Below are 12,639 nucleotides of genomic sequence, written 5' to 3'. Positions count from 1 at the left end.
TGCCGCCGATGTAACCGACCGGCCACGGCTGCCGGCGCCTTCCGCTAACGTGTCGCCCATGATCACGGGCGAGATCAAGGGCAAGGTGGACCGCGTCTGGGATGCGTTCCGGTCCGGTGGGATCTCGAACCCGCTGGACGTGACAGAGCAGATCACGCGCCTGTTTTTCACTGAGGACCGGCAGGAACCGCGCCGGCAGCGAGCGCGCGGTCACTCGCTCCGCCGACGCGGTCAGCGTCTTGTCGCGTTCCCGCCGCGCCGGCAGGGCGACGAGGTGGTCCCGCAACGCCCGACTCTGCGCACGGTGGACAAGAAGGTCACCGCGGGTCAACCGGACGCGGTGGGCGTGTGACCGGCCGGCCGACGCCCGCGGTGCTGCCCCCGTCGCTGCGCGCGCGGCTCGGGCTGGTCGCGGCCCTCGCCGCGCTGGTGGTCGTCGTGCTCGCTGTCCTGTACGCCGGCCACAGCCGGCCCGGCAGGGTGGACAGGTGGATCATCCCGCCGACCGCGGACAGCGTACGGCCGCCGTGGCGGCACGTCGCTCTGGCTCTGGACTTCTTGGGAGAGCCCGCCGGATCGGTGATGCTGGTCATGGTCATCGTGGCGGGCTGCCTGCTGCTTCGGCGTCCCCGCGCGGCGGTGCTCGTCGTTGCCGGCGCCGCCATGGCCGTGGGGACGGCGACGCTGCTCAAGCATCTGGTGGGGCGCACCATCCACGGCGCCGGCAACCTGTCCTATCCGAGCGGGCACACCGCCTTCTTCACCGCGCTCGCCTTCATCGTGGCGCTGCTCGCGGCCGGCCGGCTCGGCCTCGGCAGGACGGCCGGCACGTCACTCGTGCTCTGCACGGCGCTCCTGGCCGGCGCCGCGATGGGATGGGCGCAGGTCGCCCTGGGCGCGCACTACCCGACCGACGTGCTTGGTGGCTGGTGCACCGCGCTGGCGGTGATTCCGGCGACCGCGTGGCTGGTCGACCAGGCAGCTGACCGGACGGCCGACCGGTTGGTCGATCGGACGGCCGGCGCCGGTCAGCGGGAGCCTCGCTGACGTCACGTCACGTCACGCCAAACGACGGAATACAGGCTTCACCGGTCGTCCGCCCACCCAGGGGGTGGGGTCGGCGGCGTCCAGTGCCTTCCGGTACACCGCACATGCCTGGGCCACCACGTCGACGGTGTGATCGATGTCGGCGTCGCTGAGCGCGCTGCTCACCACGAACGACGGGGCCAGCACCCCGCCCGCGAGGAGCCGGCGCAGGAACAGAGTGCGGTACTCCTGCGACGGCTGCCCGTTCTCGTCGAGGGTGGCGAAGACCAGGTTGCTGGCCCGGCCCCGGACGACGATGTGCTCGCCGACGCCCATACCGGCCGCCGCGTCGCGGACACCGGCAGCCAACCGCTCACCGAGGGTGTGCAGCCGCGCGGTGACGCCCTCTTCGGCGTAGATGGTCTGCACGGCCATCGCGGCGGCCAGCGAGTGCGTTTCCGCGCCGTGCGTGGTGGACAGCAGGAACACCCGTTCGCCGGAGTGGCGCAGCCCGCCCCGCTCCATCAGCTCGCGGCGCCCGGCCAGCGCGGAGACGGCGAATCCGTTGCCCAGCGCCTTGCCGAACGTGGAGAGGTCGGGGACGACGCCGTACAGGCCCTGGGCGCCCGCCTCGGACCAGCGGAAGCCGGTGATCATCTCGTCGAAGATCAGTACGCAGCCGTACCGGTCGGCCAGCTCGCGCAGACCGGCGAGGTACCCGGGCGGCGGCTCGGTGTGGGTGGCGGGCTCGAGGATCAGACAGGCGACCTCGTCCTGGTACCGGGTGAGCAGTTCCTCCGTGGCTGCCAGGTCCCCATAGGGGAACGCCACGGTGAGCTCGTTGGTCGACTCCGGGATGCCGGCGGACATCGGCGTGGTGCCGATGAACCAGTCGTCGGTGGAGAAGAACGGATGGTCGGCGCAGAGGGCCACCCGCCGGCGCCCGGTGGCGGCGCGGGCGAGGCGCACCGCGGCGGTGGTGGCGTCGGAGCCGTTCTTCGCGAACTTCACCATCTCGGCGGTCGGCACCGTGCCCAGGAAGCGTTCCGCGGCTTCGACCTCCACGATGGACGGCCGGACGAAGTTGCTGCCGCGGTCGATTTCCCGCCGCACCGCCTCGGTCACGCGTGGGTGGGCGTGGCCGAGGCTGACCGACCGCAGGCCGGAGCCGTACTCGATGTACCGGTTGCCGTCGACATCCCACACGTGGGCACCGCGGCCGTGGCTGATGACCGGGGCCAGGCCCTCGGGGTACTGGTCGTCGCCCTTGGCGTAGGTGTGCGCGCCTCCGGGGATCAGGGCGTGCAGCCGCTCGTTCGCTGTCCGCGACCGGGGCAGGAGGAACTCCGCGGTCTCTTCGGTGTGCTCGGTGGTCAACCGCCTTCATCCTTCCTTGTGCTTCAGGACCTCGGCGAGGCTCGGTGCCTCCCGGTCCCGCTGGGACATCGAGGCGACCGGCAGCGGCCAGGGAATGTCGAGCTCCGGGTCGTCGAAGGCGATCGTGACGTCCTCGGACGGATCGTGCGGACGGTCGATACGGTACGAGGTGTCGGCGGTTTCGGTAAGCGCCTGGAAGCCGTGCGCGCACCCCGCCGGGATGTACAGGGTCGTCTGCCTCTCGCCGGACAGCTCGAAGAAGGCCCGGTTCCGGTACGTCGGCGAGTCCGGCCGCAGGTCCACGACGACGTCGAAGATCTGCCCGTACGAGCACCGCACCAGCTTGGCCTCGCCGGCGCCGGAGCGCAGGTGCAGGCCGCGCAGCACGCCCCGGACCGAACGGGACACGCTGTCCTGAACGAAGGCGTGCGGGTCGAGGCCCACCGAGCGGACCACGTCGACGTCGAAGGTGCGGCAGAAGAAGCCGCGTTCGTCGGCGTACGGTGTCGGCTCGAACAGGTACGCGCCGGCGATCTCGGGGACTTCGGTCGCTTTCATGGAGCCTTCCGCAGGGCGTGGGTGTTCGCGGGGAACAAGGTCGTGGTCAAGGCGGTGAACTGCTGGGCGAGTTGCTGTGCGACGACCTGGTTGCGCCCGGACAGGGTCTGCCGTACTTCGGCCGAGTGCTTCTCCAGGTCCCGGAACTGCTCCAGCAGCCGGGCGGCGTCGACCTCGCGTGCCGGGTGGCAGTACGCGCCGAGTCCCATCCCGTCCATGAGCGCGTCGCTCTTCGCCGCGTAGCAGAGGGCGAGCGCGGGTGTTCCGGTCCGCAGCGCGCAGATCAGGTTGTGGTAGCGGACAGCCACCACCGTGTCGGCGGCCGCCATCTCGTTCATCAGGTCGGCCAGTGAGGCCGGCTCGGCCGCGGTGACCAGCGGTGAGTCGACGGCGTCGAGGATCGCGGCGACCACCGACAGGTCGCACTGGTCGCCGGTGAGCAGGCGGACCTGCCTGCCCTCCTCGACCAGTGCGCGGACGAACCGGATCGTCCCGTCGAGGTAGCGCCGGTATATCTCCTCGGCCCGGGCGCGGTCGTCGTTGCCGCCGTGGAAGTCCATGACACCGACGCAGACCGGGCCCGGCGAGCCCGAGGGCGCGCTCGCCCGGGGTGCGGGCAGCGAGAACGCGAGGTCCGGGTAGACCTCGTCGCGCACGGTGTCCACGCCCATCGCCCGCATCGCGTCACGGGACTGGGTGTCCCGGTACGACCGGTACGTGGCCAGCCGGGCCGACCAGCGCACCAGGGCCCGGGTCGGCCGGTTGCCGATCTCGGCGGCGCCGACGCTGACCAGCGCGACCCGGGTGCCCAGCAGCCGGCCGCTCGCGCAGAGCAGGAACAGCGAGTAGGGGAAGCCCCACGGCCGCAGCGGCAGCGTGGCCTCCAGGACCCCCATGCCCGGCACGATCACCACGTCGTGCCGGCGCGCCCAGGCGGCGGTGCGGAAGACGTCGACGAGTTTGCCCACGCCCTTGCCCGCGATCGCCGCCGCGCGTGACGCGGTCCGGTACTCCCCGCGGTACCAGTGCAGCCGTGTCGCGGGGATCCCGAACCGGGCCGTGACGGTCTCGGGTCCGCCGCACAGCGCGTCCACGACCGCCTCCGGATGCTCGGCGCGGAGGTATCCGAGGACAGCCTCGAGCGACCCGTCGTTGCCGAGGTTGCCGGAGCCGAGCAGGCCGAACACCCCGACGCGCACCGGGGTTTCGTCCGCTGACGTCATGCCTGCCTCCCCTCGCGGCCGGCGACGAGGGCGTCGACCGAAACGGTCAGCTTGGCCGGGTCGACCGGGGCGCGGTCCTCGACCCGCTCGCCGGCGCCCGGCCGGACCCGGCTGGTCATCCATGCGGCCATGTGGCGGTAGCAGGCGCGCCGGTCGGCCGGGGACAACGGGGCCCGTCGGATCGCCGAGGCGAAGCCCCAGACGTACTCGGCGAGCAGCCGGGGCGTCGGGTGCAGCAGGCCCGCCCGGCGCGGGTCCAGGTTGACGCACCGGGAGCGCTTGGACGGGTTCGCCCGCTCGGCACGGTTGGGGTGGTCGCGGCGGAAGTACAGCAGTTCCGGCACCTGGTGGAAGCGCCCGTGCAGCGCGATCTCGGCGACGAACGTGCGGTCCGCGTGGTGGTAGCTGTCCATCGGCTTCACCCGGCGCAGCGCGTCGGCCCGGATCACCCCGTAGAAGTCGTCACCGCCGGGCTCGAACAGCATGCTGCGGAAGCGCTCCGGCGCGTGCGGTGAGTCGGTCGCAAGGGTGTACTCGTAGGGGACCTTCACCTGGCCGTCGCCGTCGATGACCGCCTGGTCGGCGTGCGCGAGGATCACGTCCGGCCGCTCGTCCAGCGCCTCGACGCAGCGCCGGACCAGATCGCGGGCGTAAAGGTCGTCGTGCGAGGCCCACTTGAACAGCTCGCCGCGGCACTCGGCGAACACGCGGTTGTGGTTCGGCGTGGCGCCGACGTTCCGGGGCAGCCGGAGGTACCGGATGCGTGCGTCCTGCGCGGCGTACTTGCGGCAGATGTCCTCGGTCCCGTCGGTGGAGGCGTTGTCGGAGATGACCAGTTCGAAGTCCTCGTAGGTCTGGCCGAGCAGCGCGTCGAGCGATTCCGCCAGGTACTCCTCGCCGTTGTACACGGGCAGGCCGATGGTCAGCCTGGGTTGGGCGGTCATGAGGTCCTCACTTCGGGGATGGGGTTGTGGCGGTGCTCGCGCCGGGCGGACCGCAGGTGCAGCCACCACACGGCCGAGCCGCTGACGGTCGCGGCGGCGACGCCCCAGGCCGAGCCGACCGTGCCGGCCACGGCTGCCCCGCCGAGCCCGCCGCTGACATAGCAGGCCGAGGCGAACAGCTGGGAGCGCAGGCTGCGCCGGGCCGCGCCGAGCGCGCGCAGCCCGGCCGCCGCGCCGGTGCCGAGGCCGGCGCCCGCGACGCCGAGGGTGATCGGCGCGATGAGCTGCGAGGCGGAGTGCCAGACGCTGCCGAGCGCGAGCTCGCCGAGCCGGTCCGGCATCAGCAGCAGTGCCCCGCCCCAGAGCAGCGCGGCGGCGGCCTGCCCGCCGCCGAGGAGGAGGCAGAACTTCCCGAGCCGCTGCGGGGCCTGCCGCAGCACCCGTGCCGCCTCCGGGACGGTGACCAGCGACAGGCCCATCAGCACAGCGAGGAACGGGCCCATCAGGAGCTCGGCGCCCCGCACCGCACCCACCGCGCCGATCCCGACGATCGCGCCGAGCCCGTACGCCCGCAGCTGGTTCGCGCCGCTGAGGCTGACGTTCTCGACCAGGTACCGGTAGCCGAGATCGCGCTGTTCGCGGAGCCACCCACGCGCCTTCGTCATCCGGGGCCGGATGCCGGACTGGAGGTAGCCGTAACCCGCCGCCACCGTGGCGGACGCGCCCCAGGCGAGCACGAAAGCGGCCACGGTGCCCACGCGGTCCGCGACGACCATGGCCGGGACGAGCGCGACACCCCACACGACGTCGTTGACGAACGCCTTCCGGCCGGCGCCGGCGGCGAAGAACGAGAACCGCCAGGCGTCCTGGAGCAGCAGTCCCGGCAGCATGACGCCGAGGCAGGCGAAGGCGGGTCCCAGCCGGCCGCCGAGAGCGAGTCCGACCACCAGACACGCCGCACCTATGGCCGTACCGACGCCGAGCGCGGTACCCGTCGACCGGGCCACCGCCCCGCGCCAGGACGCGTCCGGCGCGCCGCTGAAGCGCACCACGAGCGGGTCGGTGGAAAGGCCGCGGGAGACGTTGAGCACCACGCCGTAGGTCACCCAGGCCAGGCTGAACACGCCGAACGCGGTCACCCCCAGCGAGCGGGCCACGTAGATGCCCACCGCGAAGTTGGACATGCTGGAGGCCGCCTGGTCGGCCAGTCCCCAGGACAGCCGGCCGACGAGGGCACGCTTGGCGGACCGGGCCGGTGGCGCCGCAGTCTGCGGATTCTCCCCCTCGACGGGTATCGACGTCATGTCTTGATCAGTCCGGCCTCGTGAAGGGCGCCGGCCGCGTCGGCGACGGCGCTGAACGGCAGCCCGGACCGCTCGGCGACGTCCAGCAGACTGTGCTCGCCGTCGGACAGGTTCAGCACCCAGAGCATGGCCATCTGGGCCTGCTTGGTGTCGCTGCGGCCACCCAGCGCGTCGTACAGCCCGCGCCGGCCCAGCTGTGGTTCGCCGTAGGGGCTGAGGTTGACGTACTGCCGGTTACGGTCGAGGACGGCGGACGCCTCGCGGCAGACGGCAAGCGTGTCCGCCATCGCCTCCGGGGAGACGAAGTCCAGGTTGTCCGCGGAGGTGTGGTACTCGGGGTAGCCGGCGTACGGCGTCCGGGTGAGCGAACCCACGCCCAGGTTGAACCCGGGCGAGCAGTACTGCCGCTCGTCGTAGCCGTACGGAGTGAACTCGGTGATGTGGTGCGGTCGTTCGGAGGCGGCCAGCACATGCCGCATCACCCGGTCGATCTCCGCGTCGCCGCGCCTGCTCTGCTTGTACGTCAGCCCGCCCGGGTCGCCGGCGCAGGCCAGCACAAGCCCGTGCTTGACCCGCTCCACCCGCTCCGCGTTGCGGGCCAGCCAGGTGATCGCTCCGATGGTGCCGGGCGCGAAGATGAACCGATAGGTGTAGTACGGCGTCCGCTCGGCCAGCGCCCGGGCCAGGAACGTCGCCACCGCGATGCCGGCCAGGTTGTCGTTGGCCAGCGACGGGTGGCAGACGTGGCAGGAGACGATCACCTCGTCGGCGACCTGCCCGGGGACGACATGCTCGGCGTAGGTGAGGTGGCCATCGGCGAGGGTGGAGTCGATGCGTACCTCGTACTCGCCGTCCGCCATCGCGTCCAGGGTCTCCTGAGCCAGGCAGAACCCCCAGTCCGGCTTGTAGTAGCTGGTGCGGTACGGCACCCAGGCCGGGTGGTCCGGCAGGGTGTGCAGGTGTCCGCGCAGTTCGGCCAGCGGCATGGTCGCCGACACCGGCACGCTGTAGCCGAGCACGTGCAGGCTGGACGCGGCGAAGTCGACGACCCGGTGGCCGGCGCTGTCGGCGATGTACGCGTCCCGGATGTTCCACTCCTGCGGCACCGTCCAGTCGAGCACCTGCGTCCCGGTCGGCACCTCGTGCACCTGCAGCGGGATGTACTCGCCGACAATCTCCAGGGTGGCGCGCACGCCGTCGCCGGTGATGCTCCGGCACAGCGGGTACAACCGCTCCACCAGGGCGTACATCTCCTCGCCGGGATGGGTCATCGGCGCCACCGCAGGGTGTCGTCGACGGTGCCGGCGTCGGAGGCCGCACGCAGCACCGCAAGGCGGGTGAAGCGTCGCTCGAAGTCCTCCCGGGTCAGCTCGAACTTTTTGTAGGCGTCGGCCAGTTCGAGCGCGCCCTGCTTCACCGTCCACTCGCAGTCGAAGCCGGGGATCGCGGCGCGGAACCGGGAGAAGTCCACCCGGTAGGAGCGCGGATCGGCGCCGTTCTCCCCGGTGATGTTCACCTTGGAGCCGGGCACCGCCTCGGCGACCTGCTCGGCGATCTCGGCGACCGTGACGTTGTTGGTCTCGCTGCCGATGTTGAACGCGCGGTCGTGCACCGCTTCGCGCGGCGCGGTCAGCGCGGCCGTGAAGGCCCGTGCGATGTCGGCGGCGTGCACCAGCGGGCGCCAGGGGGTGCCGTCGGAGAGCACCAGGACCTCGCCGGACAGGAGCGCGTGGCCCACCAGGTTGTTCAGCACGATGTCGGCGCGCAGCCGCGGTGAGTAGCCGAAGGCGGTGGCGTTGCGCATGAACACCGGGGTGAAGTCGCCGTCGGCCAGCGCGTGCAGGTCGTCCTCCACCCGCACCTTGGACTCCGCGTACGGGGTCACCGGGCGCAGCGGGGCATCCTCCGTGACCAGCTCGTCGCCGCCTGCGGCACCGTAGACCGAGCAGGTCGACGCGTACAGGAAGCGTCGCACGCCGGCGTCGCGGGCCAGCCGGGCGAGGCGTACGGACGCGTGGTGGTTGATGTCGTAGGTGAGGTCCGGCGCCAGCGATCCCAGCGGGTCGTTGGACAGCGCGGCCAGGTGGATCACGGCGTCCACCCCGGCCACGTGTTCGGCCGTGACGTCGCGGAGGTCCACCCGGTGCCCGGGCGGGTCCGCGGGCGGATCGCCCAGCACGGAGTCGGCGAACAGGCCGGCGTCGAGGCCGACGACCTCGTGCCCGGCGGCGGTGAGGACAGGGGCCATGACGGTGCCCAGGTATCCCTGGTGTCCGGTCAGTAGTACGCGCAAGGTTCAGTCCCCCAGATTGAGCGTGAGTTTGGTGGCGGCGAACGCCTCGGCGTATCGCTCGTGGCATTCGATACCGCGGATCCGTGCGAGGCCGAGGAAGGCCTCGCGGTCGTACCAGGGCCGGTGCCGCTGCGAGGGGTAGTGCTCCTGCAGCAGCCGTACCTTCTGTTCGGCGATCTCCGACGACAGCGGCTGGTACGCGGTCGGGCGGCCGAGGTCGCCGTCCCACTTGACGATCTCGTAGCCGAGGACCAGGTGGTCGCGGAAGGCGGTGGGTATCAGCTTCGCCAGGCCGCGGTGGTCCTGGTGCGCGTCATCGGTACGCGGGGCCAGGATCAGATCCGGGTCGGTCTGCGCGCGCAGTTCCTCGACCGCGGCCTTGGCCTCGTCCCAGTGCACGGGCAGCCGGCCGTCCGGCAGCTTGTGCACGGTCAGGCGCAGGTCGGCGCCCGGGCAGAAGGCGGCGAGCGCGGCCTGCTCCTCCTGCTCCCGCTCGCTGCCACCCCCGGAGAGCACCAGCGCGTCGACGCGGATACCCGGCCGCGCGTGGCACAGCGTCAGCAGGGTGCCGCCGGCGCCGATGGCGATGTCGTCGCAGTGCGCGCCCACCGCGACGATCCGGTCCAGACGGCCGGCCCCGAGGCGGATCACGCGCTGACCCCGGCGTCGTCCCGTTCCCACACGGCCCAGGGGCGGTCGCCCCGGGCGTAGGCCTCGTGGAGCGCGGCCCGCTCCTTCACGGTGTCGGTCGGCTTCCAGAAGCCGCGGTGCTGGTGCGCCACCAGCCGCCCGCGCTTGGCGAGTTGGCCGCATCCGTCGGCCACCAGGTCACCGTTCTCCGGTATGTGGTCGAAGACCTCCTGGCGGAGCACGAAGTAGCCGCCGTTCTCCCACAGCGGCAGTTCGCTCACCGCGGTGATGCCCCCCACCAGCCCGTCCTCGCCCAACTCCACGCAGTGGAAGGAGGATTGGGGCGGTACGACCATCATCGACGCACCGGCGTCGCGTTGCGCGAACTTCTCGATCATCTCCGGCAGCGGAGCGTCGGTGAGCACGTCGGCGTAGTTGGCGAGGAACATCTCGTCGCCGTCCAGGTGGTGCCGCACCCGGCGCAGCCGCTCCCCGATCGGTGACTCGATGCCGGTCTGCGCGAACGTGATCGTCCAGTCCGAGATGTCGGTGGACAGCAGCTCGGTCCGCCCGCCTCGCAGCACGAAGTCGTTGGAGGCGGTCTCCTCGTAGTTGAGGAAGAACTTCTTGATGTGGTCCGCCCCGTACCCGAGGCACAGGATGAACTCGGTGTGCCCGAAGTGCGCGTAGTAGCGCATGACGTGCCAGATCAGCGGTCTGGGGCCGACCATCGCCATCGGCTTGGGCACGTCGTCGGAGGTCCCGTTGCGCATCCGCATCCCGTAACCGCCGCAGAACAGAACGACCTTCATGCTGTGACCTCGACAATGCTCAGTTCCGGGATGGGAAAGACCAGCCGGCCGCCCCAGTCGTGCACGAAGGACAGCTGCTCGACCAGCTCGGCCCGCAGGTTCCAGGGGAGGACGAGCACGTAGTCGGGTTTGTCGGCGGCTATCTGCTCGGGCGGCAGGATCGGGATGCGGGTGCCCGGCGTGAACCTGCCGTGCTTGTAGGGGTTGCGGTCGACCGTGTACGCGAGCAGGTCGGGCCGGATACCGCAGTGGTTGAGCAGGGTGTTCCCCTTGCCCGGGGCGCCGTAGCCGACGACCGTCTCGCCGCGCTCCGCCGCCTCGATGAGGAACTTGAGGAGGTCCCGGCGCACCTTGGCCACCCGGGCGGAGAACTCGGTGTACCCGGACAGCTCCTGCAGCCCGGCTGCCTTCTCCCGGGCCAGCACGTCGGCCACCCGCTGCGTCGGCTCGCCGGCCACCTCGGCCGGGCGGGCCCACAGCCGGATGGAACCGCCGTGCGTGGGCAGCAACTCCACGTCCACGAGCGTCAGTCCGCCGCTCGCCAGGGCTTGGATCGCGGACGCGACCGTGTAGTACTGGAAGTGCTCGTGGTAGATCGTGTCGTACTGGTTCTCCTCGATCAGGGTCAGCAGGTGCTGCACCTCGATGGAGACCCAGCCGTCGTCGGCGACCAGGGCGCGCAGCCCCTGGGTGAAGCCGACCACGTCGGGGATGTGCGCGTAGACGTTGTTGGCCACGACCAGGTTCGCCGGGCCGTGCTCGGCGCGGACGGCCGAGCCGGTGTCCGGGCTCAGGAACTCCGTGAGCGTAGGTACGCCCGCGTCGCGCGCCGCCGCGCCGACGTTCACCGAGGGCTCGATGCCGACGCAGCGGATCCCCCGGTCCACCACGTGCCGCAGTAGGTACCCGTCGTTGCTCGCGACCTCGACCACGAAGGCGTCGGGGCCAAGTCCCACCCGCTCCACGGCGTCGGCGACGAACGTGCGCGCGTGCTCCACCCAGGACGTCGAGAAGGAGGAGAAGTACGCGTACTCCTTGAACGTCTCCTCCGGCGTGATCAGCGGCGGGATCTGCGCGAGCCAGCAGTCGGTGCAGACCTGCAGGTGCAACGGGTACGCGGGCTCCGGCTGGTCGAGTTGGTCCGCGCCGAGAAAGCTCTCACATGGTGGCGTCGCTCCGAGGTCGACGACGCTCGCCATCGCTTCCGAGCCGCACAGTCGGCATCGTGTCATCTGCTGTTCCCATCCCCCCTGCTCGCGCGGGTGTCCCCGCCGCGAGTCAGTGCTGACCGACCCGCGATTGCGGTGCGGTACTCATCAACCAGGCGGTCAAGGCCGACCGTCGGGCTGAAACCCTGTTCGTAACGGCGCCGGGCCGCCTCGCCCATCTCCCGGTTGCGGGCCGGTTCGGCCGCGATCCGGCGTATGCAGGCCGCGAGCGAGGCGGACTCGCCGGGCTGGTGCAGCAGCCCGGTCACCCCGTCCTCGACGAGTTCGACGAAGGCGCCGTGGCCGGCGGCGACGATCGGGACCCCGGCCGCCATCGCCTCCACGACCACCAGGCCGAACGCCTCCAGCCACGTCGAGGGAGCCACCACGGCGACAGACCGCGCGATGGCCTTCTGGCACTCCGCCGTGTCGTACAGGCCGACGTACTGCACGTCGTCCCGGCCCGCCGCCCAGGCGGTGACCTCTGCCTCCAGTGGTCCCGTGCCGGCGATCACGAGCGGTACTCCCACACCGCCGCTCGCTGCGATCTCGTCCCACGCGGCCATGAGCAGCCGCACGCCCTTGGCCTCCGCGAGCCGGCCGAGATAGAGCAGATGCTCTCCCCCGCCGACTCGGCAAGTGCCCGGATCGGGAACGAAGTTGTGCTTCACCGCCAGCCGCTCGGCGGGCATGCCGGCCCGCACCAGGACGTCGCGCTGGGCCTCGGAGATGCAGAAGAACCGCTCCACGCCGGACCACCACCGCCGCCGGTTGACCGACAGGCTGACCGCGAGCGGCACCGTCGCAAGCCGGGAGTTCCGGTAGCAGCCGTGCCGGACGGCGGGCAGCGGCGTCGACCCGACGCACTCGGCGCACGGCCGGCCGTCCCGCTGCAGGGTGCCGGGCGGGCAGACCTGGGTGTAGTTGTGCAGCGTCGCCACGGCGGGCACGCCGGCGTCGGCGCAGGCGGCGAGCACCGCGGGCGACAGGAGCGGGAAGACGTTGTGGACATGGACGATGTCCGGCCGCTCGGTGCGGAGCCGGGTGGCGAGTTCGGTGCGGACCGCCGGGTTCCACGGCACCCGCAGGGGCACCGCGACCTTGGCGAGGAGGGACATGGCGCCGATGTCGTCGCTGCGCCGCTCGAACATCTCGACCCGGTGGCCGCCCTCGCGCAGCAGCTCCACCTCCTGGTCGACGACCTTGTTCTCGCCGCTCGGCTGCGCCGAGCCGTAACGGTTGTGCACCACGAGGATGTGCATGC

13 protein-coding genes are annotated in these 12,639 nt (G+C 71.6%); 2 read left to right on the top strand and 11 right to left on the bottom strand.

Annotation, left to right across the window (positions count from 1 at the left end; translation table 11 throughout):
• Window positions 1-58: 58 nt before the first annotated feature.
• Both QF027_RS42930 and QF027_RS42925 read left to right on the top strand, forming a co-directional pair.
• Complete coding sequence (locus QF027_RS42930; RefSeq protein ID WP_307080845.1) at window positions 59-352, top strand: hypothetical protein; 294 nt, start codon at window positions 59-61, stop codon at window positions 350-352.
• The gene (locus QF027_RS42925) at window positions 349-1,047 is read left to right on the top strand and encodes a phosphatase PAP2 family protein (RefSeq protein WP_306973445.1); all 699 of its coding nucleotides are present in this window, start codon (window positions 349-351) and stop codon (window positions 1,045-1,047) included. The genes QF027_RS42930 and QF027_RS42925 overlap by 4 nt, the downstream gene beginning before the upstream one ends.
• Before the next feature lie 12 nt (window positions 1,048-1,059).
• Here QF027_RS42925 and QF027_RS42920 read toward each other — a convergent pair whose 3' ends face one another.
• From QF027_RS42920 to QF027_RS42870, 11 genes are read right to left on the bottom strand one after another with little or no spacing between them, the layout of a single operon-like run.
• Entirely contained in the window at window positions 1,060-2,403 is a 1,344-nt protein-coding gene (locus QF027_RS42920; protein WP_307080843.1) for a glutamate-1-semialdehyde 2,1-aminomutase, read from the bottom strand.
• 6 nt (window positions 2,404-2,409) lie between these two features.
• Entirely contained in the window at window positions 2,410-2,961 is a 552-nt protein-coding gene (gene rfbC, locus QF027_RS42915) for a dTDP-4-dehydrorhamnose 3,5-epimerase (protein ID WP_306973447.1), read from the bottom strand.
• Window positions 2,958-4,184: a polysaccharide pyruvyl transferase family protein gene (locus QF027_RS42910; protein ID WP_307080841.1), complete on the bottom strand. Its 1,227-nt coding sequence runs from the start codon at window positions 4,182-4,184 to the stop codon at window positions 2,958-2,960. The genes rfbC and QF027_RS42910 overlap by 4 nt, the downstream gene beginning before the upstream one ends.
• Window positions 4,181-5,128 carry a glycosyltransferase family 2 protein gene (locus QF027_RS42905; RefSeq protein ID WP_307080839.1) on the bottom strand — a complete coding sequence of 316 codons (948 nt, stop codon included), beginning with the start codon at window positions 5,126-5,128 and terminating at the stop codon, window positions 4,181-4,183. The genes QF027_RS42910 and QF027_RS42905 overlap by 4 nt, the downstream gene beginning before the upstream one ends.
• Window positions 5,125-6,432 carry a hypothetical protein gene (locus QF027_RS42900; RefSeq protein WP_306973450.1) on the bottom strand — a complete coding sequence of 436 codons (1,308 nt, stop codon included), beginning with the start codon at window positions 6,430-6,432 and terminating at the stop codon, window positions 5,125-5,127. The genes QF027_RS42905 and QF027_RS42900 overlap by 4 nt, the downstream gene beginning before the upstream one ends.
• Window positions 6,429-7,712, bottom strand: coding sequence for a DUF4910 domain-containing protein (locus QF027_RS42895; protein ID WP_307080837.1), 1,284 nt, complete (start codon window positions 7,710-7,712; stop codon window positions 6,429-6,431). The genes QF027_RS42900 and QF027_RS42895 overlap by 4 nt, the downstream gene beginning before the upstream one ends.
• Window positions 7,700-8,725 (bottom strand): NAD-dependent epimerase/dehydratase family protein, encoded by a 1,026-nt coding sequence (locus tag QF027_RS42890; protein ID WP_307080835.1) that lies wholly within the window; start codon window positions 8,723-8,725, stop codon window positions 7,700-7,702. The genes QF027_RS42895 and QF027_RS42890 overlap by 13 nt, the downstream gene beginning before the upstream one ends.
• Before the next feature lie 3 nt (window positions 8,726-8,728).
• A complete protein-coding gene (locus tag QF027_RS42885; RefSeq protein WP_307080833.1) occupies window positions 8,729-9,376 on the bottom strand; it encodes a PIG-L deacetylase family protein in 648 nt (215 codons plus the stop codon).
• Window positions 9,373-10,167 carry a sugar phosphate nucleotidyltransferase gene (locus QF027_RS42880; protein ID WP_306973459.1) on the bottom strand — a complete coding sequence of 265 codons (795 nt, stop codon included), beginning with the start codon at window positions 10,165-10,167 and terminating at the stop codon, window positions 9,373-9,375. The genes QF027_RS42885 and QF027_RS42880 overlap by 4 nt, the downstream gene beginning before the upstream one ends.
• Window positions 10,164-11,399, bottom strand: coding sequence for a class I SAM-dependent methyltransferase (locus QF027_RS42875; protein WP_306973461.1), 1,236 nt, complete (start codon window positions 11,397-11,399; stop codon window positions 10,164-10,166). Before QF027_RS42875 ends, QF027_RS42880 begins: the two co-directional genes overlap by 4 nt.
• Entirely contained in the window at window positions 11,396-12,637 is a 1,242-nt protein-coding gene (locus QF027_RS42870) for a glycosyltransferase (RefSeq protein WP_306973464.1), read from the bottom strand. Before QF027_RS42870 ends, QF027_RS42875 begins: the two co-directional genes overlap by 4 nt.
• Window positions 12,638-12,639: the final 2 nt, after the last annotated feature.

It is taken from the genome of Streptomyces canus, from assembly GCF_030816965.1.
GTDB lineage: Bacteria > Actinomycetota > Actinomycetes > Streptomycetales > Streptomycetaceae > Streptomyces > Streptomyces canus_E.
This window is presented reverse-complemented; position numbering and strand designations above follow the sequence as displayed.

What these genes read in the sequence shown, in the direction of transcription:
- QF027_RS42930 (WP_307080845.1), top strand. Translation starts at nt 59, where the DNA reads ATGATCACGGGCGAGATCAAGGGCAAGGTGGACCGCGTCTGGGATGCG.
- rfbC (WP_306973447.1), bottom strand. Translation starts at nt 2,961, where the DNA reads ATGAAAGCGACCGAAGTCCCCGAGATCGCCGGCGCGTACCTGTTCGAG.
- QF027_RS42910 (WP_307080841.1), bottom strand. Translation starts at nt 4,184, where the DNA reads ATGACGTCAGCGGACGAAACCCCGGTGCGCGTCGGGGTGTTCGGCCTG.
- QF027_RS42905 (WP_307080839.1), bottom strand. Translation starts at nt 5,128, where the DNA reads ATGACCGCCCAACCCAGGCTGACCATCGGCCTGCCCGTGTACAACGGC.
- QF027_RS42900 (WP_306973450.1), bottom strand. Translation starts at nt 6,432, where the DNA reads ATGACGTCGATACCCGTCGAGGGGGAGAATCCGCAGACTGCGGCGCCA.
- QF027_RS42880 (WP_306973459.1), bottom strand. Translation starts at nt 10,167, where the DNA reads ATGAAGGTCGTTCTGTTCTGCGGCGGTTACGGGATGCGGATGCGCAAC.
- QF027_RS42875 (WP_306973461.1), bottom strand. Translation starts at nt 11,399, where the DNA reads ATGACACGATGCCGACTGTGCGGCTCGGAAGCGATGGCGAGCGTCGTC.
- QF027_RS42870 (WP_306973464.1), bottom strand. Translation starts at nt 12,637, where the DNA reads ATGCACATCCTCGTGGTGCACAACCGTTACGGCTCGGCGCAGCCGAGC.